Source organism: Parashewanella sp. 2210YD4-3, assembly GCF_056591735.1.
The window spans coordinates 36,362-62,273 of record NZ_JBWQOG010000008.1; the positions used below are offsets into that span (position 1 = coordinate 36,362).

Consider the following 25,912-nt stretch of genomic DNA (forward strand, 5'->3'; position numbering starts at 1 on the left):
CGAAACAAAGCTATTAAAGAGTCATTTTTTTATTGATATTCATCCTTAAACCTATGGTGTCACTTTACTTTTTAACGATGACAAAATTGCCATCGTCTTTCATATTGCATAAAACTCTATACCCTGTAAAACAAAAATCGATTAATATTTAGGCTCTGTTAAGGAGGGCGTTATGTTACTAATGGTTAGGAATGTTTACTTTTTACTTTTCCTGTCGGTTTTATCGTTCATTACTGTAAATAAAGTTGCTGCTGAATCTTATGCAGAGGAGGGCAAAACTATGAATGAATTAATGCCAAAGCTCGAAACTTTATACCTTCACCTTCATAAGAATCCAGAACTGTCTTTTCATGAGAATCAAACTAGCCAATTGATGAGCCAAAAGCTAAAAAAATTGGGGTTCGAGGTAACTGACCATTACGGTGGTTATGGAGTTGTAGCTGTTTTTAAAAATGGCAAAGGACCAACAGTAATGATTCGTACAGATATGGATGCCTTACCAGTAACGGAGCAAACAGGGCTACCTTATGCCTCAACCGTGACTTCAACAAATGATCAAGGTAAGAAAGTTGGAGTGATGCACGCCTGCGGTCATGATCTTCACATGACAAGCTTTATCGGTACAGCAACCATGTTGATAAATAAGAAAGACCAATGGCAAGGTACTTTGATCATGATCGCTCAGCCAGCCGAAGAGTATGGTGCTGGCGCTAAAGCCATGCTAAAAGCGGGTTTGTATAAAGATTTTCCAGTACCCGATCACATCATTGGTTTACATGATCATGCAGGCTTGCCAGCAGGTAAAGTCGCAATAGCGTCCGACTATATCATGGCGAATGTAGACTCGGTGGATATTACCGTTAAAGGCATCAGTGGTCATGGTGCATATCCAAGCAAAACGGTAGATCCTGTGGTTTTAGCATCAAGAATTGTATTGGCGCTACAAACTATTTCCAGTCGTGAAATATCGCCATTAGATCCTACCGTCGTTACTGTTGGGGTGATCAATGGAGGAACCAAGAGAAACATCATTGGTAATAAAGTGTTGCTGCAGTTAACAGTAAGATCTTATAAACCAGATGTGCGTGAAAAATTGTTAAGTGCAATCAAGCGTATTTCGATAAATATTGCTGAGAGTGCAGGCTTGAGTGGTGACTTATTGCCAGATGTTAACGTGTTAACAACGGAAACCGCCGATGCTGTTTATAATGATCCTAGTCAGACGGCGAAAGTGAAATCATTTATTGAAGAGGCCATAGGTAAAGGCAATGTTGTTCATGCTGAGCAATCTATGGTGGGAGAGGACGTATCTCAATACGCTTTGACCAAAGAGCAAGTGCCATTAACTTTCTTTTGGCTAGGAGCCGTAAACCCTCAAAAATACGCAGAAAGTATAAAAAAAGGTACAGAATTACCTTCATTGCATTCTAGTAAATTCGCACTAGATTATCCTTTAGCCATCAAAACTGGGGTTGAAGCCATGACCGCTAGTGCCATTGGGTTATTTAAGACTCATTAAAGTTAGTATAACCCTTTGACACTTGCGTAAAGTCTCTGAAACTTTAACCGTTTTGGTTTGAATTGATTGTGAGATTCAAGATCTGGAGTGTGAAATCCAATTAGTTCTGGCGTTGGGCAAACTTGATTTATATCAGAGAGCTTTTCGATGCCTAACTGCGCTAATCTCGCCGCGCCTAAGGCTGGCCCAATATCACCACCTTGACGATAAACTAAGGGTATCCCGAAAATGTCTGCCAGTAACTGGCGCCAATACTTACTTTTGGCGCCACCACCTATAAGAGATATTTCGTTAGGCACCGCTGAGACAGAATGAACTGTATCCAACCCATCAGCGAGGGCAAATCCTACACCTTCCAATACCGCTTGAGCCAGTTCAATCTTATCTGTTGAATGGGTCATGCCAAAGAACACGCCTTTGGCATTCGGATTATTGTGAGGGGTTCTTTCTCCAGATAAATAGGGCAAAAATATCACATCTGAATTTCTATTCTTTGATTGCTCTACAGCAGTGAGCATGGAAGAAACATCGTCGAAACCCACTAACTTTGAAACCCAAGATAAACAAGAAGCTGCACTTAGCATGACCGACATAGTGTGCCAAGTATTTGGTAGGGCATGACAAAAACTGTGAAGTGCTGATTCTGGGTTAGAAACAAAGCCATCGCTTACAGAAAAATAGACTCCAGAAGTGCCGAGAGACAGCATCGCTTGGTTAGGGCTTATTATTCCCATTCCAATGGCTCCTGCCGCATTATCACCACCGCCAGCTACCACGGGAACAGATAACATTCCCCACTTTTTGGCTATGTTGGGCAACAGATACCCTGTAATTTGAGAGCCTTCAAATAATTCAGGCAGTTGGTTTATCGTCAAACCAGTAGCCGACACTAGCTTATTGTTCCAACGACGTTGTTTCATCTCTAACCATGCAGTTCCAGAAGCATCTGAAAGGTCGGTTGCGAAATCGCCCGTCATTTTGAAACGCAGGTAATCTTTCGGCAGTAACACCATTCCTAACTGGGAAAAGACTTTAGGCTCATGATTTGCTACCCATTTCACTTTAGGCGCGGTAAAACCTGGCATAATCAGGTTGCCAGTGATTTTATGACAATCCTCAATGTCGTTTTCTAGCTGTCTACATTCATCTTTGCTGCGACCGTCATTCCAGAGTATTGCTGGCCGTAATACATGGCCATTAGTATCTAATAGCGTTGCACCGTGCATTTGCCCCGAAAGCCCGATGCCTTTCACTAGGGATAAATCAACGAGCTTCGATAATTTTTCGATGGCTACATTTGTGGCAGCCCACCAATCTTGAGGATCTTGTTCGGACCAAAGGTCATGAGGTCTTGAAACTGTTAACGTAGCAGAGGCTGTTGCAATGCTCTCTCCCGAAGTTGAAATGATGAGGGCTTTCACGCCTGAGGTGCCTAAATCGATTCCCAAATACATGATGGCTCACTGTTTTATAAAGATTTATCAAGTATCAACCCTGAGCCTGATGCTAACAATTATGAAATTTGATTATTAATTTCACTGATTTAATTAATCATATTTAAGCTGATGATGGATGCTTTACGACTATGCTATATGCATATTTGTAAAAAGCAGTCGATATGAATAAGAAATACAGAGTCACACTATTATTTAACGCAAACAAGGTTTATGACCGCCAGATCATTCAAGGCATCGGTGAGTATGTGCAATCCTCTGATTGTGATTGGGAATTGTTTATTCCTGAAGACTTTACCACTCACCTTGAAAAGCCACATCACCTGAAAGTAGATGGAATAATCGCTGATTTTGATGATCCAACTATTCGCACTCAATTACAGTCTGTTTCGGCTTCTATCGTTGGTGTAGGAAGTTCAAACCATGAAGGTTTTGACTATCCTATCGTTCCTTATGTTGCCACCGATAATCAAAAAATCATTGAGCTAGCGTTTAAGCATTTAAGAGAAAAAGGCATAGAAAATTTTGCTTTCTATGGTCAGGCTCCAGAGCCTAGTAAACAATGGGCACAAGAAAGAGAAATGGCTTTCAGGCAGTTCGTTGAGGGGCAAGGTTATTCTGGCTACATATTTTCAGGGCAAGAAGTGACTCATAAAACTTGGCAATATCAAATGAATCGTCTTGCAGATTGGCTACAAAGGTTGCCATTACCTATTGGCATTATTGCTACTACAGATTCTAGAGCAAGGTTCATTTTACAAGCGTGTGAAAAATTGAATTTATTGGTGCCGGACAAAGTGTCAGTAATTGGAGTAGACGATGATGACGTTGCTCGCTCATTGAGTAAAATCCCACTGAGTTCGGTGACTCAAGGCTGCAAGGAAATGGGGCACAATGCGGCTAGGCTGCTTGATAAAGCATTTCAGTGTCAGCAACAAGGCATGACACTTGAACCTATAACTATTACGGTGCCACCAGTCAGTGTGACCGCAAGACAAAGTACAGATTTTCATCCAATTGTTGATCGATATGTAATCCAAGCCATGCACTTTATTCGCAGCCATGCGTGTAGAGGGATCAAGGTGGATCAAGTCTTGGACTTTGTTGGTATCTCTCGCTCTAATTTAGAAGTAAGGTTTAAGCAAGAGCGCGGGCATTCGATGCATCAGGAAATACACCAAGTGAAGTTTAATCGAGCCTGTACTTTACTCAAGTCAACCCAGCTTCCGATTGCTGATATTGCTCAAGTTGCTGGTTATCCATCACTTCAATACATGTATAACGTGTTTAAGCGAAACCTTAATCAAACGCCTAAAGACTATCGTGAGCAACGCTCGCTTTAATCTTTGTGCCAAAGAGATTCTAATTGCTCCAAACTCTTACCTTTGGTTTCTGGAACCCATTTGTAGACAAACCACACTGTAAATAACCCCATAGCACCATAGAGCCAGAACGGGAATCCGCCATTGAATGTTTGATAAATGCTGCCGTGAGGGTCGTTCATCATCGGAAAGGTTTGCGAAACAGCAAAGTTGGCAATCCATTGAGCAAAGACAGCAATGGATAAAGCTTTTGAGCGAATATGATTGGGAAAAATTTCAGATAATAACACCCAAACCACTGGGCCTAATGACAGCGCAAAGGCTGCAATATAAAGCAGAACAAAAATAAGTAGGTAGCCTCCAATAGCATTAAAGTAAGCGGCGGTACCAATAGCCAGCATACTCACAGCCATGGCTAATGCACCAAACATCATTAAAGGTCGACGACCAAACTTATCCACCGTAAAAATAGCAATAATAGTAAAGGTTAAGTTTACTGCACCTACCAACACAGTTTGTAGCAAAGCAATGTTGATGCTAGAGCTGCTGAAACCTTTTAGAATCGTAGGCGCATAATACAAAAAGACATTAATGCCAGTAACTTGCTGCAAGATACTGAGCATAATGCCTATGATAAGCACTCCCATCATTTTAGAAGCAATAATACTGTTTTGTGTCGTGGAGTGGATTGAAGAGCGAATATCTTGCCATTGCGCGGCTATGTTTTTCCCTTTGTTTAATACAGTAAGCAAATTTTGAGCTTCATCATCACGGCCTTTCAATGCTAGCCAGCGGGGTGTTTCTGGTACGGTAAATAACAAACCTAAAAATAACAGGGCAGGGAGTGTTTCGGAGGCGAACATATATCGCCAGCCAGTGATGTTAAGCCAATTTTCAGTCCCCATTAAGGCGATACCATAATTGACAAAATACACCACTAACATTCCAAAAACGATAGCAAACTGATTACAAGAAACTAAGGCTCCACGTTTTTCTGGAGGTGCAATTTCAGCGATATACATGGGGGACACCATTGATGCTATACCCACGCCGACACCGCCAATAATACGATAAACCACGAATACCCAAAATTGATCAGGAATGGCTGAGCCAATTGCAGAAATCAAAAATAAAATCGCTGCTATGATTAATGAGCCTCGTCGCCCCATATAGCTACTGCATGGTCCAGCGATGATCGCACCAAAAACACAGCCTATTAACGCTGATGATGCGCCGAATCCAAGTTCCGTTGGTGAAAGTTTAAAAAAATCTTGTAATGCTTCAGTAGCACCTGAAATAACAGCAGTGTCATAGCCAAACAATAAGCCACCTAATGCCACTACAATCGTCAGGTGAATAACGCTGAAAGATTTGCTCATAGTGCTCAAAGTCGAAGAGGTAAATGCTGTTATCTTGGTACAAGTGATTGAACAAAAACATTATTTAAACTGATAACGTCATTATGAAATTTGGTTATTAAATCAAATAGATCAACTCCACTATCAAAAATCATAATTGCTAGTGGGTTAAGAGAGGTCAAAAATAAGCCTATACAAATTTATTAAGGCAAAAACGTAATGGCAGCTTATTTTGATGGTATAGAAAAGATTCAGTTTGAGGGTGCAGATTCCAATAATCCCTTATCTTTTAAGTTTTATGATGCAAACAAGATACTCCATGGAAAAACCATGGCTGAACACCTACGATTTGCTGCCTGCTATTGGCACAACTTCTGTTGGCAAGGTAATGATCCTTTTGGTGCTCCAACGTTAAACAGAGAGTGGTTTAACGGTGCTGACCCAATGGTAAAAGCAAAAATGAAAGCCGATGCCGCATTTGAGTTTTTCTCAAAGCTTGGGGTTCCTTACTACTGCTTTCATGATACCGACATTGCCCCTGAAGGCAGTAACCTAAAGGAATATGTGAACAATTTCCATCACATGGTGGATGTGCTGGAGCAAAAACAAGCAGAAACGGGGTTAAAGTTACTTTGGGGAACGGCTAATGCGTTTTCGCACCCACGGTATATGGCAGGTGCTGCTACTAATCCAGATCCAGAAGTGTTCGCCTATGCCGCTACTCAAGTCTTTAATGCTATGGGAGCCACACAACGTCTAGGTGGTGAAAACTACGTGTTGTGGGGTGGTCGAGAAGGGTATGAAACCTTGCTTAATACCGATTTACGTCAAGAACGCGAGCAAATTGGCCGTTTCATGCAAATGGTGATCGAGCATAAACATAAAATTGGTTTTAAAGGGACGATTTTAATTGAACCCAAACCTCAAGAACCTACAAAACATCAATATGATTTTGATACGGCTACAGTTTATGGTTTCTTAAAGCAGTTTGGGTTAGAGAAAGAAATCAAAGTGAATATTGAAGGAAACCATGCGACTTTATCAGGTCACAGTTTTTTACATGAAGTGGCCACTGCTACCGCACTTGGCATCCTTGGTTCCATTGATGCTAACCGTGGCGATCCACAACTTGGTTGGGATACTGATCAATTCCCAAATTCGGTAGAAGAAAATGCTCTCATCATCTATGAGATTTTAAAAGCAGGTGGCTTTACCACTGGTGGGTTTAACTTCGATACCAAACTTCGTCGCCAATCAATCGATAATGCAGATCTATTTTATGGCCATATAGGTGCTATGGATACCTTAGCCAAATCGCTAGAGAAAGCGGTGGATATGATAGAAAGCGACTTCTTATCGGCTGCAGTTGCTAAGCGTTATCAAGACTGGAATGGTGAATTAGGAAGTAAAATCCTAAGTGGTGACTTATCACTAGAGGCGCTAGCTAAACAAGCACTACAAACTAACATCAATCCAAAGCCAGTTTCAGGGCAGCAGGAATTGCTAGAAAGCCAAGTGAATAGAATTTTGTTTAAGTGACTTAAGTCTATCTTCTAGATTGAAAAAGGAGAGTAGCCATGGTTGAAGATGTAGGTAGAATATCAATTGTTTTCAGTGATTTAGAGCAAAAGGTGACTCGATGTCAATTTTTCAATATACAGGATCGTGATTTCCAAGAGCTAAGAATAACGCTAAATCCAGGGGGAGTACGAAACGCTTATCTGTATCGAGGAAAAACAGAGCTTCATATACCTCGGCAAGAGAAGTTTTATACGAGCCTGAGTAAATTTTTGAATGAGTCAACGATCATAGATGTTAAAGAAAAGCGGAAGAACCTAGTCTTTACGGTTACTGAGCATCCTGTAGATTCTAAAAAGAGTAAGCTAAGATATTTATTGTGTATTTAAGCACATAAAGAATCTTAAAAAGAACACTATGACTTGTAGTTCAAAGTATTTGTGGAGACTGTAAGCACAATGAAATAACGACCACCCATACTTATAATTATGCTTGGTCAGGCAACGTCTCTACAATACCTAAAACTATCATTGCTAATGTCCCAACACCAGCTACAGCAACACCAGCATAAGCGAGGCCTATTACTGTATAACAGCACACCTTCTTTGCTAACGCCTTTGTATTACTTGGTGACTTATGAAAATCTGATACTGGCGGAGTTGTTGAATTTGGGGTGGGGGAATTTACTCCATAGCTATTCCCATCTGAAGAATCGATTAGTGCTTGTGTCTCTGGTGCGGCATGAGCCCATGGGTTTGGAAAAGCTGCAGATGAATCTATGCCAATACCTTTTTCTACAGACATACTTAGCCTCAAATTATCAAACAGAATGAATATTGAAGGTAATCAAAAGCTTTGCTACCTCAACAATGGTTGACCAACCTTATTAATTGTAGGGGTTAAAACAAATTAATTATTATTTAGGCCTCTGTAAATAAAGAGTAAGTTAATCAAGTAACGGCGCTTTTGTAAAAACAAATCATGATTAAATACAATGCCTATTTATCCGTACCTATTTTCACTACAGAACGATTACTCGTAACTCTATTTCCTCTTTAAAAAAGGGCTGGTAATATCACTAGCCCTTATTTTTGGAATCGATTTTTATGTCTAAAGCCATAATGGTACAAGGAACTACATCGGACGCAGGTAAAAGTACCTTAGTAGCAGGGCTTTGCCGAATTTTGGCGAGACAAAAAGTGAATGTTGCGCCATTTAAGCCGCAAAACATGGCACTAAACAGTGCAGTTACTGAAGATGGTGGTGAAATTGGACGGGCACAGGCATTACAGGCCATTGCGGCTAAACAGCCACTTAAAATTGATTTCAATCCAATCCTATTAAAGCCAAGTTCAGATCAAACTGCGCAAGTTATCGTGCAAGGCAAAGCGTTAACCACACTTGAAGCAAAAGATTTTTGGGGTAAAAAAGGACTTCATTATAAAGCTAGGGCGATGGAAGCGGTGCTTGACTCATATAGCAAATTACAAGCTGAATTTGACGCCATTGTGATTGAAGGGGCGGGAAGTCCTGCTGAAATCAATTTACGTGAAGGTGATATTGCCAATATGGGCTTTGCTGAAGCGGTCGATTGTCCTGTGATCATCATTGCTGATATTGATAAAGGTGGCGTGTTTGCTCACTTAGTTGGAACACTAGAATTGCTTTCAGAATCAGAGCAAGCTCGTGTAAAAGGGTTTGTCATCAACCGATTTCGCGGTGAAATTAGCTTGCTGCAGTCAGGGTTAGATTGGTTAGAGCAACGCACGGGTAAACCTGTACTTGGCGTTTTACCTTACCTGAATGATCTACATTTAGATGCCGAAGATGCCATTCCAATAAACCCTATTGTTAAAACTCAAACTAAATTGAAAGTCGTGGTGTTGGTCTACCCGAGAATCAGTAATCATACCGACTTTGAACCATTGAGATTACATCCTGATGTTGAGTTTCACTATGTCAGATTGTCTGATGATCCTGCTAATGTTCAAGCTGACTTACTTATTCTTCCCGGAACTAAAAACGTCATAGAAGACTTACAAGCATTAAAAGCGTCAAAATGGAATAATGCTATCCAAAAACATTTACGTTATGGCGGTAAAGTCATAGGTATCTGTGGTGGTTATCAAATGCTAGGAGAAAGCATTTCAGATCCTTATCAAATAGAAACAAAAATTGGCAGTGAAATGGGGCTAGGCTATTTGCCGATTGATACTCAACTTCAGCCTGAAAAACATCTAGAAAACGTAACGGGTCAATTGCTGGTGGGAGATAAAACCGTTGAAGTTAAGGGTTATGAAATCCATTGCGGGGCTTCGAGCTACACTCAAAACTGCCAAGCTGCTGTTGAAATAAATGATGGCGTTAACTCTCAACTGGATGGCGTGATTTCAGACGATGGACAGATTATCGCTACATACCTACATGGGTTATTCGACCAACATCAATGCTTAAATGCCATACTTAGTTGGGCTGGGTTAACGGCTAATGCTGAATTGGATATAGAGCAAATACGAGAACAACAGTTAAATCGCATTGCCGATACCATTGAACAATATTGTGATATGGAAAAGATTTATCAGGTAATGAGCTCTTAATACTCACATAAGAAGTCCCATGATTTTGCAGTTTACTTTAGATTAAAGTCATTAACACCAACAGTACTGATCTTCTCCTTTGCCGAAGTAGCAGTAGTTACAAACAATAGAAGTAGCAGTGTAAATAAGCGCATGAAAAATTCCATTTATCATCATTTTTCAAAAAGTTATCAGTTGGATGCTGAGAAGTCTAGCGTTTGAGGGCAAAAGTTGTTCTTTAATTACACGTTTATTTTCAAGTTGAAAATAAACGTGTGGTCGCGTAAACTTCAGCTATCAAAATTTTGTTATGACAAAATAATTACGAGGAAAGATATGAGAACCTTATACCTCACTTCCACTATCTTGATCACAGCTTTAACTTGTTTTAACTCTTCAGCTGAATCCAATAAAAATTCTGGCGAGATGGTTAATGTTCCAGCAGGAGAATTCACCATGGGATGCTCTCCAAGCAATGATGACATTTGCTATTACCTTACAGATGAAACAAAACATAAAGTGTATTTAGACGCATTCAAGATTGATAAATATGAAGTAACTTTCGCTCGTTACCAAAAATGTATTGATGCTGGAAAATGCACAAAATTAACCGTGGGCGGAGCGATGAATTATGGAAGAAAAGGCGTCGAAAACTTTCCCGTTAATGGCATAACTTGGCATCAAGCAAAAACTTTTTGTGAGTTTGAAGGCAAAAGACTCCCAACGGAAGCTGAATGGGAAAAAGCTGCTCGTGGCACCGATAGCCGAAAGTTTCCATGGGGCAACCAAAACCCTGATTGTAGCTTAACGGTTATGGATTCTGAATATGGTGGTAACTTAGGCTGTGGCACAGGTAATGTTATGAATGTCGGCTCTAAGCCAGCTGGTGCTTCACCATATGGTGCGATGGATATGGCAGGAAATGTTTGGGAATGGACCGCAGATTGGTATGGTGAAAAATACTATGAGCATAGCCCTAAAAAGAACCCAAAAGGACCGAGTTCTGGTATTTACAAGACCACAAGAGGCAGTGATTTTTTCTCACGCGCAGGTTATGAGCTTAGAACGACCAGCCGTTTTCCCTATTACCCTAAGAACATCAGTCCAGCCATTGGCGCTCGTTGTGCTAAGTCTGAGTAAGGAGCCATAAAATGAGAATCTCAATGTTAAAAAATATGGCTAGTATTGCTGCTACTGTGGCTCTACTCAATTCGTTTTTGGCTTCAGCGGCTGACTTTAATGATAAAGAAATGGTTACTGTGCCAGCCGGTGACTTTACTCGTGGCTGTACCAGAACAGCTGATTATGAGTGTATGCCAGAAGCCTTGCCAGCTAAAAAAATATTCATCAGTGGATTCAAAATTGATAAATACCCAGTGACTTTTCGTCGTTACAACGAATGCTTAGCAAGTGGAAAGTGTACGGATTTATACATGGGAAGTGGCTGTGATTCAGGCATGCCGTGGAATAAAAACCACCCAGTTAACTGTATAACTTATCATCAAGCCGAAGCATTTTGTAAGTGGGATGGGAATAAACGTTTACCCACTGAAGCTGAATGGGAAAAAGCGGCTAGGGGAACCGATAAACGTTACTACCCTTGGGGTAATCAAGCTCCAAGTTGTGAGTTGGCAACAATGAGTGCCAAAACTAAGCCTGGTAAAATGTTCCCAGGTTGCGGTATGGGGACGTCCAATCCAGTTAATAGTAAGCCTAAAGGAGCATCGCCATATGGTGTCTTTGATATGGTCGGCAATGAATGGGAATGGGTAAGTGATTGGTTCGATTCTGAATATTTCAAACATTCACCCACTAGAGATCCTAAAGGTCCAAAAACTAGTACTGGATTTAAAACCATTAAGGGAGCAAGCTGGTTAATGCCTGATGCAGAAGGAATGGATATTTCAGTTAGATCTTCTTATGCACCAGAGGGTCAGGGATATATTGTTAGCTTTCGTTGTGCAAAGGGCTTATGAGGTTGTACAGAACAAAAACATACGATATACCCGATATGTGAGTTAATTTTCCTGAATCAGGAGAGCAATAGAGTGAACAGCAACAGAGGCGCAGAACCATGTGCTGACGACCGTGACTTCCTGTCACGGACGGTTGCCTTATCACACTATTGCTCCTCTCAAGTTCATTGAAAACCTAAAGAATGTGATTAAAAACCTTTCAATTTTTTCAATATCACGTTCATTTATCTAGAGGCCGTTCTCAATTAGATTTTTGATTTGCTGCTGTTAATTTTTTAGGTTAAACAAGGCGGAAAATGTGAAGTGTAGTTACTCTACATGAACATTTGACAACGTAGTTTAAACAAAAAAGAAACGCAGCCCTTCGGGTTACGCCTAGAATTCGCAAACTCTTCGTTACTCATCTTTCATTTAGCTCGCTAAACTTCATTCTTCGCGCCTTGATTTTGCCAATTTTAGGCGGTAACAAATCAAAAAGCCTTTAATTGGGAACGGCCTCTAACCAACGTTTCGCTTTTTCATTATCACTAACTAATAAAGAAACCGTATCTAATTTTGCGGCTTGAATAGGTAAATTCCCTGTCATTAGCTCGTCCCGTCTAAACCAATGAAGTTTAACTTCACAGCCAATAGTTTGTTGTTGCAATAGGTTCTCAAACTCGCCATTAACTTGTATACCATTAGCGGCAATTAATAGATCGCCAGCACTCAGACCTGCTTGGTGGGCGGCACTGTTGTTGGCAACGGCTAATACTTTTAAGCCGAGCGCTTCAGCTTTCACTCTGGCACCAAAGTCGACTTTATCGCCTTTAACGTCGCCCCCGCCTGTATCTTTTGAACCATTAGCAGCTCGGACTTTTAATTCAATGCCAAATTCGTCCATTAATGGGGCTAACAGAATATCATCAGTTGAATCTAAATATGAAAAAATATCACTGCAATCTCGGTTTAATAGTTGCTCGACTAATTGCTGGTGGCTGTTATCAAGCGTACCTTGTTGGGTAACACCAAATTGCTGCCAAAGCTGTTGCATAATGTCATCGAGTGAGTGCTTGTTGTCGGTTTCTTTACGGATGGTTAAATCCAAAAACAAAGCAAATAATGCGCCTTTGGTGTAGTAGCTCACAATGGCATTAGCGGCATTTTCATCTTGCTTATAGAACTTAGTCCAAGCGTTAAAACTTGAATCTTTGAGCGTTTGAATAAAGCGACCTTGTCCACGATAGACTCGAGTAAAAGTTTCGCTGAACATTTCAAGATAAGTGGCTTGATCGACGCAACCTGAGCGATAAGTGAGGTAGTCATCGTAATACGAAGTGATGCCTTCGTATGCCCAAAGCTGGCGAGTGTAGCTTTCTTGATCCAGTTGATAAGGCGTGAACTCGGCTGGCTTGATACGTTTTACATTCCAGTTATGGAAATACTCGTGGCTGCAAAGAGATAAATAAGTGCGATAACCCTTATTCATTTTCTCCATACCTTGATATGGCAAATCACTGCGAGAACAAACCAAGGCGGTAGATGCTCGATGCTCTAGTCCACCAAAGCCATTGCCCAACACTGTGGTTAAGAATAAGTAGCGTTCAAAAGGAGCTGGAGCGCCGAACAAGTTAAGTTGGTACTCACAAATGGCTTTTAAATCGATTTTTAATCGTTCCAAATCGGCAGAGTGTTTACCTGTGAGTACGATATCGTGAGGAATGCCGTTGGCTTCAAAAGTTGTTGACGTAAAATCGCCCATTTCCACTGGGTGATCGATAAGTTCATCGTAGCTTTCTGCACTGAAAGAGCCAAATTCAAAGTGCTCGCCAGAGGTACGAGTCATGCTGGTTGCAAGGCGCCAACTTTTTAACTCATCACCAAAAGGCTTGTCGATTTGTACCGTATGAGTTGAGTTTTCATAACCTTTGGCGGCTAGAAACACACTACTGCCATTAAAGAAACCGTGAGTGCTATCAAGGTGGGCGCTTCGAACCGATAAGTCCCATGCGTACACTTGGTAGCGAACAATTAATTGTTTGGGCTCACCTAAAACTTGCCAAGTTTGTTTATCTAATTGCTTTAGTTCTAAAGGAGCGCCATTACCATCTTGTGCATTTATTCCAATGATATTTCGACAGAAGTCCCTCACCATATAACTGCCCGGTAGCCAGCTTGGTAAGCATAACTGTAAGTCGGTTGAAGGTGAGTTGATGCTCATTTCAACTGAGAATAAATGAGCTTTAGGATCAGACGGAAAAATACGGTAATGGATCATTGCTGTCTCACGTTTAATTTTGATTGTTGAGAGTATACCAAGCTACAAAGTAATTTCGGTGATGAACCAACTTTATCTTTATTTAATGTTTATGTATTCAAGTTCTTTAACCAAAGACACCTTTCCAGCATACTCCTTCTTAATGAACGAAACAGACTCATCTTTTCTGTTAATAGTTCGATTCATAAAGTGAGCTAAAACTACATTTTTGGCTTTAGATTGATTTGCCAGTTTTCCAATCGTTTCAGGTGTCATGTGCAAGCGTTTTGCAATTTTGCCTGCATTTTGTGGAATGGCGTTATTGGCAACCATTAAGTCAGTTTTATAAGCCAGCTTTGGTAAATTACCACTGGTGCCGCTCATATCGCCGCTAAATGTAACTGAGCATTGCTTGTAATCGACTCGCCAAGCGAGAGCCGGCACAGGGCCGTGATTGACATTGATGGCTGAAACCTTAATTCCACCTTTTAAGCTGTGCTGCCAAACTTTACCTTTAGGTTGGACATTATGTGGCTTTACTAAAAACTGAGATGATTTTTGTTGGTTGATGTTATCGCTTAAGTAGGAATATACACGAGCAGGTTTATTATCAAATAGCCCTTTTATCCATGTCATTGTACTGGGAAAATCTCCTGATGCAGTTGGAGCATAAACATTTAATGCTTGGGTGCGATGAGTAAAATATCCAGCTTTGATATAAACGGGTAGAGCAGCACTGTGATCAACATGCAAATGAGTAAATAACATAGCATCTAAATCAATAAATTTGGCACCTGATTTTTCAAAGTTGAATGAACTGCCACCACCAGCATCCACCATCACTTTAGCTTTGCCATTTACCCACACTAGAAATGAAGCCGACGCTAAGCCATCAGTGACTTCTGGACCGCCAGCACCGAGTGTTTGTACTTTCATATGATCGCATTGAGAGGCCGCTATAGATTGAGCTGAAAATAGGGAGAATGAGATTAAAACAGCTAAGCTTTTTAGATTCTTATACATGTTGAGATCCAAACAAATAAAAAGAGCGATATCTTTCGATTATCGCTCAAGGGAGAAAGAATTACCTCAGCTCTGTATAATAAAATCATTAACGGCCTGACTTTAAATACCAACCTTAAATTTTTATCTACAGTGCTGCTAATTACTCGTAGTTCAAGGCAGAACAGTTCGTAATAGTCAGCCTATTTCGGGCTGTTCTAACACAGAAATACGAGTAAGTAGCTGTGCTGTAGAGGTTGACTTATGCAGAGCTGAGGTAAACATTACCAAGTAAGCCTAAAGTCATAACGAACACCAAGGGCAAGAATTTTATCGTCGCCTAGGTTGTCGTAATCTCTTGTTAGATATTCGAGATGAAGTCTAACATTATTCGCTGGATTCCACTCTAAGGTTGTGTTGTAACCGGTATAGTTTTGACTTGATGGATCTTTTTTACCATCGTCAAAATCAAAGTATCCGAGTTTGATTTTGTATTCGTCATTGAGCGGATAAGCTAAAGCTGTATCCAAAGTGCCACCGCTTCTATCATATCCATTTACATCGAATTCATAATCGATATCTGCATAGCTTGCCGCTAAATAAAGACCATTCTCAAAGGTGTAAGCAACCGTTCCCGCCATGGTTTTCTTATCGCCCATCACTTCAGTGCCATTAGCATTGGTACTGTCATTTTGGTTTAAGTAAGCCACGCCAATATGCAAGTTATCAGTATCATAACCGACACCCGTATTGATTAGGTGAGTATCTTTATCACCATCAACTTGCGCCGCTGCCATAATGGTAAAGTTATTCTGAACCAGCTTATAGGTCGCAAAGTTATTTACAAAGAACGGACCATTGCTATCAAACGCAAATGGGCTTGAAGCGTGGTTGAAAATATCTAAATATTCTGCAATCAAGGTATACTCAGCAGGGCGCTGTTTACCAAAAGCGAAAGTACCAAATGGCGTTTCAACACCAGCATAGACTTGACGAGCTTTACCAAAGTCGCCATTGTTTGATAGGTCAATACTCCATTCACCTTTAGCAATCGCAGTCCAGCCATCAAATAATTCAGTATTTGCTGATACTCCCATATGTGAAAGGGCATCACCCAAATCCCAATCTTTATCGCCTTTACTGTTATCTGCTTTGTATTGCAGAGTAGGGCGAACAGTACCATACAAAGTAAAGGTGGTATTTTTGAACTTAGAAGCTGATTTTTTACCTTCTAATTGCTCAATACGTTTATTTAATGTCTCAATCTTCTTTTCAAGAGTGTGGCTATGAGAGTGATCTGCTAAAGCAGAAGTTGAAAATCCCAAAGCGGCTAGGCTCAATGCTGTCAGAGACAGTGGAAGTGTAATTCGTTTTTTCATCATTTTATTATCCTTTTTATTTGATTAATAACTCAGACACAGCGAACCTTGCACCTCTTTGCTTAGAAAGAAGTAAGAATAGAGTCGTTAATCATTTTGTTTAATTTATTTTATTTGAAAACTTTTCGACTTTTTAATTAATCCGTTAAATTCGTCCTCCATATCTTTGGGTGCTGAAATATATTTCAGCACCCATAAATGTCAATTTAAAATCATATTTATTAATTAGGTTTATAAAACCCGACCCCTAATAAATAATGATCGACTAAACGAAAATAAGTATGTTTGGTTTCTTTACGGTTGGTGATTGGGTTAATCCAAATATAATCAATCTCACCCTCAGGCTTTTCTTTTACGACATCGAGCATTCTAGATATAGCGGCTTCACCAGAATCATCTAATGCATCTTCATAGGTTTGACCAACGAAACTGCGACTAATAGCATGAGCTAAATACTCTTTAGAATCGGTATCGACGACGAAGATATACAAATCACCATCAACATATTGGCCATCTAAGTTATTAAACTTAAACAAAGCTTGTTTTACGTTTTCTTTTAATTCAACAGTGGCTTTATCTAATAATGTTTTGGCTTGAAAAGCATTGGCTCTGACTGGGTAATATCCAACAGCGACAATAATGTCTCCAACTCTTTTGAAGAGGGTTCTTTTCGGTGAAGCAACACGGTCAGTGGGGTTATGCCAGTGATATTCAACATCACCACCACCATCACGCTTGGCTTTTTGTACCATTTCTCTAAAGAAGTACTTACCGTACATATCAAAGGTATCTAATACAGTGTCACCAACCAGCACTAAAGATGAGCCACCACTCGATAAAAACTTGCCGTCAACCGTTAAAGAAAAAACATACAGCTCGTTATCGATGAACGCTTCTTTATTATTGAAATCTTTAACCGCAGTAGCACCATTTTTAATAAGGTGTTCTACAGCTCTATTGAGTAAGTTCTTAGCTCTTACTTCTTCATGGGTTTCTATATGTGTCGCTAACATTTGTTGCTCCTTATTTACGGCATCAGCGGCAACAGGCACGCTTAAAGTTAAGCCAGCAATGAATAGACTTTCTTTTAATTTATTGTTCATACCACACTCCTAAATTGAAAATGAACCATGCCAAAAATCCGCTCTAATAGCCTACTAACGAAGGTAACCATAAGGTTAGCTGCGGGAAGAAAGCGATGATGATGACACCGATAACGGAAGCAATAACAAATGGATGAATTCTTGATGTAATTTGCTCAACACTGGAACCACCTATACCCGATGCGACAAAAATATTTTCGCCTAATGGTGGAGTTGCAAAGCCAATAGAAAGCACGGCAACTACAACAATACCAACATGGGTTGGATCAGCACCTAACATATACATGATTGGCAACAGTACAGGCACAATGATCATGATGGCTGCCAGGGTTTCCATAAACATGCCCACGAAAATGAGGAATCCAATCATGAGTATCCAAATCAAGTGCATGCTGTCAGTTATGCTAAGTAGATTTTCGGTAATCATTGCCGGAATGCGTTGTTCTACTAATAATCGACCAAAAACAGTTGCTGCGAATAGAATTAAAAGTACGCGACCAGTGATCCAAGTGGTTGTAGACAGTGACTTAAACAGCTGCTTTATGTTCATCTCTTTATGGATAAAGAAACCAACAACCAACGAGTAGAACACAGCAATAATGGCTGATTCAGTTGGCGTAAAAATACCAGAGTAAATACCACCAAGGATTAAGATTGGAGCAAGTAGCGACCAAACGCCTCGTTTCATCACAGTGCCGATATCAGAGAAGGACCATGTATCGGTTAAGCCTTTGTAGCCGTTCTTTTTCGATATGAAGTAGTTCATGGTGATCAAACTACCTGCGATGATCAGCCCAGGAATAACACTCGCAACAAACAGCTTAGGAATAGAAACACTGGCGAATTGACCATGTAGCGCAATCGCTTCTGCTGGTGGCTTTAAGCCCATTGATGAAATACCAAAAATAACCAGCGGAATAGAAGGTGGGATTAAAATGCCTAAACCACCAGATGCAGCGGTTACTGCTGATGCGTAGTTACGGTCGTATTGACGCTTAACCATGGCTGGGATCATCAACATACCAACCGCAGCGGTTGTTGCTGGGCCAGAGCCCGAAATCGAACCAAAGAATACACAAGCGATAATCGTTGCTGCACCTAGACCACCAGTAATTGGGCCTGCAAGATGCTCTGCAATATCGACTAATCGTTTGGAAATACCTGCCGCTTCCATCAATGCCCCTGCGAGGACGAAAGCGGGCAGAGCCATTAATGGAAAGTTGCCGACAGAGGTAAACGCGATTTGAACCAGTGCAATCGGATTTTTATCTAGTACAAGATAAGAAACCATGGCGGCGCCAGCTAATGAAACGGTAATTGGCGCGCCTAAAATCAGCATTACAATAAAGCCGCCAAATAAAATAAGAGTGAGATAGGCTTCCATTACGACACCTCGCCTTGCATCTTGTTTTGAGAGTTGTTTTTAGCGTTATTTTTTAATTCTTCTGCTTCAGGATCGATGACGTCTACACCTTTAAATAATCTAAGGTAAAGGTTCCAAAGGATACGGATTGACATCAGAGTGAAAGCGATAGGAAGAATCATGTAGAAGTATTTCATTGGGATCCCAGTGGTTTGGGATTTCCAAAATAAATTCATTTTGTTGAATACAAAGTCGTAGCTTAAATAAACAAAGAAAGCGTTAAATACTAACCAAAGTAAATCCGCAATGGTCTCACTGACGGTTTTTACTATCGGAGGAAAAAAACTAAAGTGAAACGTTACACGGTTATGGGCTGACATTTTTGCGGCGACAACAGCACCTAAGTAAGCAAACCAAACAAACATATAAGTGGCTACTTCATCACCCCAAGGTAATGAATATTGAAACAATTGGCGTAAAACAATTTGCACGAATAATAACAACACAAAAAGAGCCAATAATAATGCGCATAAATACTCTTCAACGTTATTTATGTGCTTTATCAATGAACGCTTAATAGACATATTCTTGTCCTTAATCAAACATTTATTACCAATCAAACCAATTAACTTAGGACGAAAAACCTAAAGCAACTTAATTTGTGTGATTGGTATCATCCAAGCGAATAGTCGATATACCAGTTGGTATAAATTATTCGCACTCGCCAGTTCTAAATACAAAAAGGGACTCAATAAAATGAGTCCCGATAAATAGATATTACTGAGCCTTACGACCTAGAGTCGCTAGTGCTTCATCCAGCTTGGCTTTACCACCAATGCTGTCATAAAACTTAGGCCATACCTTTTTCTTTGCTTGATCAATCCACTCTTTTTCAGCGTTAACTGGCGTATGAATTTCCATACCTTTAGCGATAAGAGAGCGTTTGATTTTCTCTTCAGACTCAAGCAGGAAGTTATAGCTGTGCTCTGTCGCTTCTTTACCGGCTTCAAGGATCATCGCTTGAACTTCAGGCTTTTGAGATTGGAATACAGACTCACTGACAATGAGTGGCTCGATAGAGAAGATATAACGGATGTTAGTCACGTACTTTTGAACTTCGTTAAACTTCATTGCATCAATAGTGATGTATGGGTTGTCTTGACCATCAACAACACCAAGCTGAAGACCTGTAAAGGTTTCAGACCAAGCCATAGGAGTAGGGTTTACGCCCCAAGCTTGATAGGTTGACATCATGATTTCGTTACGTGGAACACGAATCACAAGACCTTTAAGATCTTTAAGAGATTTAATTGGACGCTTTGAGTTAGTTAAAACACGGAAACCAGAGTAAGCCCAGCCAACAATACGGACATTGGCATCACGAACGGTATTTTTTACAAGTTCTTGACCAATTTTACCTTGAGTCAATGATTTCGCTTCTTCAGGACTCAAAATCACGTATGGCATAGTCAATAGGCCAACGGTAGGAGAGAATGGTGTAACGTTGTTAATGGCCAAGACTGAAAAATCCAGCAACCCCAATGACGCGTTATTAACAGTATCTTGTTCGCCACCTAGTTGACCATTTGGGAATAGGTTTACTTTAAGTTTGCCTTTAGACTTTTCATCAAGCAGTTCAGCAAACTTAGTGCCAAGCTCCCACTGTGTTCCCCCTGCGGCATCCCCCAATGCCATTTTATAATCTTTTGCTAAAGCAGCAGGCGCAGAGAGCAGACTGATACTAGTAATAAATGGTAGAACGATGCGTTTTACAAATTTCATAGGTGTATCCTCTTGTTATATTTATAATTCCATTCACTATGATTAACTTCGCTTCCCCTAAGCATTTGAAATCTTGATACCGCTCGCCAAATACTGTTCTCAATTTACGCTATTAATCTGATTGGAATACGTTTACAGATATTTCATTTGCATCTTTTAATTGGATATTAACCTTGGTAGCGGATACTCCTTGCTACCAAGCTTTTACCAATTACAAAACCTCATCTTTGAGGTGATACCAGTTGTATAGGAATCGCTGCCCAATACGTCTGAAAGGGGCAAAAATCTCAGATTCAACAACTTCACGGACATTTGGAAAAGGCAACTTAGACTGGAAGATCGGTAAATCCAGTTGCGTTTCTTCACCAGCAATCCATTGTGCGAGACGTTTTCCAGCTTGTGCTGAATACATCACGCCATTACCGCCGTATCCCATCGCGTAGTAAATCGTTTGTTTAGGATCTGGGCGATAAATTCGGGGCATCATGTCATGACTGACGTCAACCCATCCCCACCATGAATAATCGATGTCTATACCATTCAGAGCAGGAAATTTCTTAGCTAAATCGTTCTCTAGGAATTGTTGATACTTACCATTAGGTGCATGTCGACCACTGATGGCACTTCTACTGCCAATTTGCACACGATTGTCAGGGAGAAGACGATAGTAATGACGTAATATTCGAGTATCCGTAAGCACTCGAGTTGTCTTTAAATTACAAGCGTCGAGTTCATCCTGAGTAAGAGGGCGAGTAACGATTGAGTTTGATAGAACAGGAAGCAGACGGTTTTTGGTCTGACCATGCAGATTCTGCGATGTATATCCACCCGTCGCTAAACCAACAGAGCGTGCTTCTACTGTCCCTTTTGGTGTTCTTAAATAATGTTTACCATTACGAGTTTCAATGCCAAGAACTGGGCTTGAAGTATGTACTTTCACACCAAGCGCTCGCGCTTTTTTCAGATAGCCAAAAGCCAACTTGCCAGCGTGAATGCCAATGCCTTCTGGTTCATGCATTGCACCTGCCGCTTCAGAATCACCAACGTATAGATTCTTAACTGTGTCAGCATCTAAAATTTGTGCGTCATAGTTAAATTTGGTTCTTAGAAGCTTGGCTTCCTTTTCTAGAGTCGGCATGATCTTATCGCGATGAGCGATATATAGGTGACCACCAAATTGAGGCTCGCAATCAATATCTTTAATAAGATCTTTGAAGGTTTGCATGCCATCAAGACACTCTTGGTGCATCTTAAGAGCCGTTTCTTCACCCCAGCGTTCAATCCACTGAGAGCGCTTTAAACGACCTGATGCACATTGAGCTTGGCCACCATTACGAGTACTACAGCCCCAACTGGTGCGGTTAGCTTCAAGTACTGTCGCTTTAATACCGTAATGTTCAGCCAAATAAATTGCAGCACATAAACCGGTATACCCTGACCCAACAATAACAACATCTGCACTCATATCACCCATCACTGGGCCATCATCTTCTGGTGCTTCTCCCGCAGTACCAATCCAGTAAGTCGGCGCATATTCTTGGCCTTTACCAGGAGTGGTATGGACTAAGGGATCATATTGTGGGTTATAAGGATCCCGAGTTGTGATGTTAGGATTTATATTTAAGCCTGTTGCTTCTACGTTAATGCTCATAATCATCCTTAATTCATTTGACTGAATAAAACTGCTTAGTGATTAAAGACTAAATAGCAGGGCGAGCTTTACGGAAAGCATTCTTAACTAAGATCTTTCCATCACGCAGAGTGAAGACATCAACCATACGAGCTTCAACACGAGAGCCATCGGCATTAGTGCCACAGAAGGTTGTAACGGTAATGGCGGTATCACCCATAATGGTGTGCTCGGCATCTAGCCATTGAGCGTCAGGGAAGTTAGTCCATGCCATTTGGAATGCCGCTCTAACGTCGTCATAACCTTTGAAACTCGCACCTAGAAGCTCAGGACCAGCAGGAGCGTGGAACTCGCAGTCATCGGTCATGCAGCTCATTAGTGTTTCGATGTCATGGTCATTCCAAGCTTTAGAGAAGGTATCTAAAAATTCAGTAGTGACTTGATTATTCATTTTGTTGACTCCTAATTATTATTGTTATGCAGTTCATTGATTGAACCGACTTCCATTCGTTTAACAAAATGAAACCAACTTGTATCTCATTTGTTAAACTCTAGCAATTTTTTAAAAGCAATTTATTCCAATAAGGTGTTCAGTTGCTTATATATCGTGCTCTTTCAAACAAGTGTTTAATGTTTCTGTACTGTTAGCCGCCAATAACACGACTTAGATAAACCATTGTTAACATGTATAAAGCGATAAAAATGGTGTTACTAAATAGCAGGGCGATAGGCTTCCAACCCAAGCCAATGAGTTTCTCAAAAGACGTCTTAACACCAAGCGCTGCAATTGAGATAACTAAGCACCATGAAGACAGCTTAGAGATTTGAGTTACCGCTGCTTCAGGGATAAAACCGAACTGGTTGATAACGATGAATACCGCAAACATCACTAAGAAAAATGGGATTAGTGGTTGGCGCTTCCCTTCTTTGCCATCAAACTTTTCGCGTTCGCTTCGAAGGGCAACCACTAGAAACATGATCACTGGCATTAACATGGCAACACGGAACATTTTCGCTAAGGTTGCAGCATCACCAACTTCAGGTGAGATTATGTAACCTGCACCAACGACTTGTGCAACATCATGGATTGAACCGCCTAAGAATAAACCCGCTTCTGAAGTAGAAAGATTAAAGGTGCTAACAATAAGCGGGTAGAGCACCATGGCTGCTGTTGAGAATGCAGCAACACCAATGGCCGTTAATAACGTGTATTTTTCATTGTCTTCATTTTGTGGAAGTGTAGAGGACACAGCCATAGCGGCTGAAATACCACAAATACCAGTAGCACCACCTGCTAATAAGCCAAGCATAGAAGGCAGTTTAAGAATTCGAGAAAGTAACATACTGAAGCTGATGGTTAGCACTACACCGCCAGCTAGGGCGACAACACCTAATAAGCCAAGATCACTGATGTCACTAATTGCAATGCGAACACCTAATAGTGCAACACCTACACGAACCAGTTTTTTAGCGCATATTTCGATGCCTTTAACGCATTTTGGGTTGTCGACTAAGAAGTGGAAAGAAATACCAATAAGTAAAGCGTAAAGAAATTTAGGACCGCCATATTGGTTAGAAACAAAACTTGCTGCTGCTGCAATCACACAACAAAGAATAAAGCCGGGAAGGATCAGCTGGATTGCACTGAAATTGAGAAGTGGTTTTTGTAATTGTTTTGTACTCATTTTTGCTGATACCTCAAGTTGGAAAATAGCGCCTGACTCAACATCGAGTCAGGCTTCTAACGTCGTCGGGAGTTAGACGAAGTCTTTATATTTATCCAAGTGACGTACTGGTGTAGATAACGCATCACGACGGAATGGATCACCAAGTTCACGAGTACACATGATTTCGATGATAGTGGTCTTTCCTTCGTTCATTTGCATATCTACCGCTTTCTTAAGCGCAGGACCTACATCTTCTAAACGGTCAACTGTGATACCTTCTGCGCCCATTGCACGTGCAATTTCAGCAAAACTTTCGTTATCAAGTTCACCCGCTACGAAGCGACGGTCGTAGAAATCAACTTGGTTCTTCTTCTCTGCACCCCATTGACGGTTATGGAATACAACGGCCGTTACTGGGATGTCGTGACGAACACAAGTCATGGTTTCCATTAAGCTCATACCCCATGCGCCGTCACCAGCGTATGAAATTGCAGGGCGATGTGGTGCAGCCACTTTGGCACCAATGATGGTAGGGAATGCGTAACCACAGTTACCAAAGCTCATTGCCGCGAAGAATGAACGTGGCTTTTCAAAGCGTAGATAGCTGTTTGCGATAGAGTTAATGTTACCGATATCCGTCGATACCATTACGTCTTCAGGCATGGCTTTTTCAAGCTCACGCAATACTTGACGAGGGTGCAGATATTCACCGCCAGAGAATGGCGTTTCTTCTGCATTTTCTTTGATCATGTCTAAGCTGAATGCATCTTTTTCATGCGTCCACTCATCCAATTCTTTTTCCCAAGCGGCTTTTTCTGTCGCTACTTTGTCTTTACGTTGAGCAACGGTTGAATCACAAGCAAGAGTGCGACCAGATAAACGCTCAGTCAGAGCAACTGCAGCCGCTTTTGCATCACCACAAATACCAACAGAGATTTTCTTAACAAGACCAAGCATCTTGTTGTCAGCATCAATTTGAATAATCTTTGCATCTTTTGGCCAGTAATCCATACCGTGTTGTGGAAGCGTACCAAATGGACCTAAGCGAGAACCAAGTGCAACCACAACGTCTGCTTGAGCGATCAGCTTCATCGCCGCTTTTGAACCTTGGTAGCCTAAAGGACCACACCAAAGATCATGGCTTGCAGGGAATGAATCGTTGTGTAGATAGCTGTTTACTACAGGTGCATTTAAGCGCTCAGCAAGTGCTTTACACTCTTCAATAGCGTCAGCCATAACCACGCCGCCACCAGAAATAATCACTGGGAACTTAGCTTCAGCAAGTAGATCTGCTGCTTCATTTAGGCTTTGCTCACCACCTGCACCACGGTCTAGACGAGAAGGTTTCGGGATTTCACAAACGCTTTCACCGTAGAAGTAATCGCGAGGGATATTTAACTGTGTAGGACCCATTTCACTTAATGCACGGTCAAAACAACGACCTGTGTATTCAGCCATACGACCAGGGTGCGTTACGTGACCTTGGTATTTAGTGAATTCTTGGAACATAGGTAACTGGTTACATTCTTGGAAACCACCAAGACCCATAGTCGTAGTGCCAGTCTCAGGCGTAACAATAACCACAGGGCTGTGTGCCCAGTACGCTGCAGCAATAGCTGTAACACAGTTACTAATACCTGGGCCGTTTTGTCCAATCACAACACCATGAGTGCCAGATACACGAGAGTAGCCGTCAGCCATATGGCCAGCACCTTGCTCATGTACCACTGGGATCAGGCGAATGCCCGCTGGTGCGAAAATATCCATGGCATCCATAAACGCAGATCCCATAATGCCGAAAATATTAGTTACATCGTTGGCCACCATAGTTTCTACGAAGGCTTCAGATGGGGTCATCTTAGTGGGACCTTGCACATAAGATCGGTCATTTACATTGCTCATAATGCGTAATTCCTTGTATGAGTGATATCTAGTAAAGCATTTGTGGAATAAAAAGTTCCACTAATTGATGTGCAGATAACTTATTGAGATTCAGTTATCATGTCAAACAAAAAGTTAAAAAAATG

21 protein-coding genes are annotated in these 25,912 nt (G+C 41.0%); 7 read left to right on the forward strand and 14 right to left on the reverse strand.

The genetic code is table 11. The annotated features are described in order from the left end of the window. Nucleotides 1–172 precede the first annotated feature (172 nt). Nucleotides 173–1,519, forward strand: a complete 1,347-nt coding sequence (locus AC1EU0_RS12870) for a M20 metallopeptidase family protein (RefSeq protein WP_480302872.1) — start codon at nt 173–175, stop codon at nt 1,517–1,519. Nucleotides 1,520–1,521: 2 nt separating this feature from the next. Here the strand turns inward: AC1EU0_RS12870 and xylB are convergent, their stop codons facing one another. Next, nucleotides 1,522–2,973, reverse strand: a complete 1,452-nt coding sequence (gene xylB / locus AC1EU0_RS12875; RefSeq protein WP_480302873.1) for a xylulokinase — start codon at nt 2,971–2,973, stop codon at nt 1,522–1,524. A gap of 164 nt (nt 2,974–3,137) precedes the next feature. On the opposite strand from xylB, the gene AC1EU0_RS12880 reads away from it, so the two are divergent. Beyond that, nucleotides 3,138–4,316 (forward strand): XylR family transcriptional regulator, encoded by a 1,179-nt coding sequence (locus AC1EU0_RS12880; protein WP_480302874.1) that lies wholly within the window; start codon nt 3,138–3,140, stop codon nt 4,314–4,316. On the opposite strand, the gene AC1EU0_RS12885 is transcribed toward AC1EU0_RS12880, so the two are convergent. Then, nucleotides 4,313–5,674, reverse strand: coding sequence for a sugar porter family MFS transporter (locus tag AC1EU0_RS12885; RefSeq protein ID WP_480302875.1), 1,362 nt, complete (start codon nt 5,672–5,674; stop codon nt 4,313–4,315). The genes AC1EU0_RS12880 and AC1EU0_RS12885 overlap by 4 nt on opposite strands. Nucleotides 5,675–5,872: 198 nt before the next feature. Between AC1EU0_RS12885 and xylA the strand changes: the two genes are divergently transcribed. Continuing rightward, complete coding sequence (gene xylA / locus AC1EU0_RS12890) at nt 5,873–7,192, forward strand: xylose isomerase (protein ID WP_480302876.1); 1,320 nt, start codon at nt 5,873–5,875, stop codon at nt 7,190–7,192. A gap of 38 nt (nt 7,193–7,230) precedes the next feature. Continuing rightward, the gene (locus tag AC1EU0_RS12895) at nt 7,231–7,560 is read left to right on the forward strand and encodes a hypothetical protein (RefSeq protein WP_480302877.1); all 330 of its coding nucleotides are present in this window, start codon (nt 7,231–7,233) and stop codon (nt 7,558–7,560) included. Between the two features lie 97 nt (nt 7,561–7,657). Here AC1EU0_RS12895 and AC1EU0_RS12900 read toward each other — a convergent pair whose 3' ends face one another. Next, nucleotides 7,658–7,975, reverse strand: a complete 318-nt coding sequence (locus tag AC1EU0_RS12900; RefSeq protein WP_480302878.1) for a hypothetical protein — start codon at nt 7,973–7,975, stop codon at nt 7,658–7,660. A gap of 302 nt (nt 7,976–8,277) precedes the next feature. Between AC1EU0_RS12900 and AC1EU0_RS12905 the strand changes: the two genes are divergently transcribed. From AC1EU0_RS12905 to AC1EU0_RS12915, 3 genes are all read left to right on the forward strand, one after another. Further along, nucleotides 8,278–9,768, forward strand: coding sequence for a cobyric acid synthase (locus AC1EU0_RS12905; RefSeq protein ID WP_480302879.1), 1,491 nt, complete (start codon nt 8,278–8,280; stop codon nt 9,766–9,768). A 315-nt stretch (nt 9,769–10,083) separates the two neighbouring features. After that, a complete protein-coding gene (locus AC1EU0_RS12910) occupies nt 10,084–10,887 on the forward strand; it encodes a formylglycine-generating enzyme family protein (protein WP_480302880.1) in 804 nt (267 codons plus the stop codon). 11 nt (nt 10,888–10,898) lie between these two features. After that, nucleotides 10,899–11,723, forward strand: coding sequence for a formylglycine-generating enzyme family protein (locus AC1EU0_RS12915; RefSeq protein WP_480302881.1), 825 nt, complete (start codon nt 10,899–10,901; stop codon nt 11,721–11,723). Nucleotides 11,724–12,204: 481 nt separating this feature from the next. Here the strand turns inward: AC1EU0_RS12915 and AC1EU0_RS12920 are convergent, their stop codons facing one another. The 11 genes from AC1EU0_RS12920 to xsc all read right to left on the reverse strand — a co-directional run bounded on the left by AC1EU0_RS12920 (nt 12,205) and on the right by xsc (nt 25,787). Then, nucleotides 12,205–13,980, reverse strand: coding sequence for a M61 family metallopeptidase (locus AC1EU0_RS12920; RefSeq protein ID WP_480302882.1), 1,776 nt, complete (start codon nt 13,978–13,980; stop codon nt 12,205–12,207). Between the two features lie 78 nt (nt 13,981–14,058). After that, complete coding sequence (locus AC1EU0_RS12925) at nt 14,059–14,982, reverse strand: MBL fold metallo-hydrolase (RefSeq protein ID WP_480302883.1); 924 nt, start codon at nt 14,980–14,982, stop codon at nt 14,059–14,061. A gap of 263 nt (nt 14,983–15,245) precedes the next feature. Continuing rightward, the gene (locus AC1EU0_RS12930) at nt 15,246–16,343 is read right to left on the reverse strand and encodes a porin (RefSeq protein ID WP_480302884.1); all 1,098 of its coding nucleotides are present in this window, start codon (nt 16,341–16,343) and stop codon (nt 15,246–15,248) included. A gap of 218 nt (nt 16,344–16,561) precedes the next feature. Beyond that, nucleotides 16,562–17,443: a cache domain-containing protein gene (locus AC1EU0_RS12935; RefSeq protein ID WP_480302885.1), complete on the reverse strand. Its 882-nt coding sequence runs from the start codon at nt 17,441–17,443 to the stop codon at nt 16,562–16,564. A gap of 43 nt (nt 17,444–17,486) precedes the next feature. Beyond that, nucleotides 17,487–18,827, reverse strand: coding sequence for a TRAP transporter large permease (locus tag AC1EU0_RS12940; RefSeq protein ID WP_480302886.1), 1,341 nt, complete (start codon nt 18,825–18,827; stop codon nt 17,487–17,489). Beyond that, entirely contained in the window at nt 18,827–19,390 is a 564-nt protein-coding gene (locus AC1EU0_RS12945) for a TRAP transporter small permease (protein ID WP_480302887.1), read from the reverse strand. Before AC1EU0_RS12945 ends, AC1EU0_RS12940 begins: the two co-directional genes overlap by 1 nt. Before the next feature lie 193 nt (nt 19,391–19,583). Then, a complete protein-coding gene (locus AC1EU0_RS12950) occupies nt 19,584–20,588 on the reverse strand; it encodes a TRAP transporter substrate-binding protein (RefSeq protein ID WP_480302888.1) in 1,005 nt (334 codons plus the stop codon). A 211-nt stretch (nt 20,589–20,799) separates the two neighbouring features. Continuing rightward, a complete protein-coding gene (locus AC1EU0_RS12955) occupies nt 20,800–22,239 on the reverse strand; it encodes an NAD(P)/FAD-dependent oxidoreductase (RefSeq protein WP_480302889.1) in 1,440 nt (479 codons plus the stop codon). Between the two features lie 49 nt (nt 22,240–22,288). Beyond that, a complete protein-coding gene (locus AC1EU0_RS12960; protein WP_480302890.1) occupies nt 22,289–22,669 on the reverse strand; it encodes a nuclear transport factor 2 family protein in 381 nt (126 codons plus the stop codon). Nucleotides 22,670–22,862: 193 nt separating this feature from the next. Then, complete coding sequence (locus tag AC1EU0_RS12965; protein WP_480302891.1) at nt 22,863–23,903, reverse strand: YeiH family protein; 1,041 nt, start codon at nt 23,901–23,903, stop codon at nt 22,863–22,865. Nucleotides 23,904–23,975: 72 nt separating this feature from the next. Further along, entirely contained in the window at nt 23,976–25,787 is a 1,812-nt protein-coding gene (xsc, locus tag AC1EU0_RS12970; RefSeq protein WP_480302892.1) for a sulfoacetaldehyde acetyltransferase, read from the reverse strand. Between the last annotated feature and the right edge of the window lie 125 nt (nt 25,788–25,912).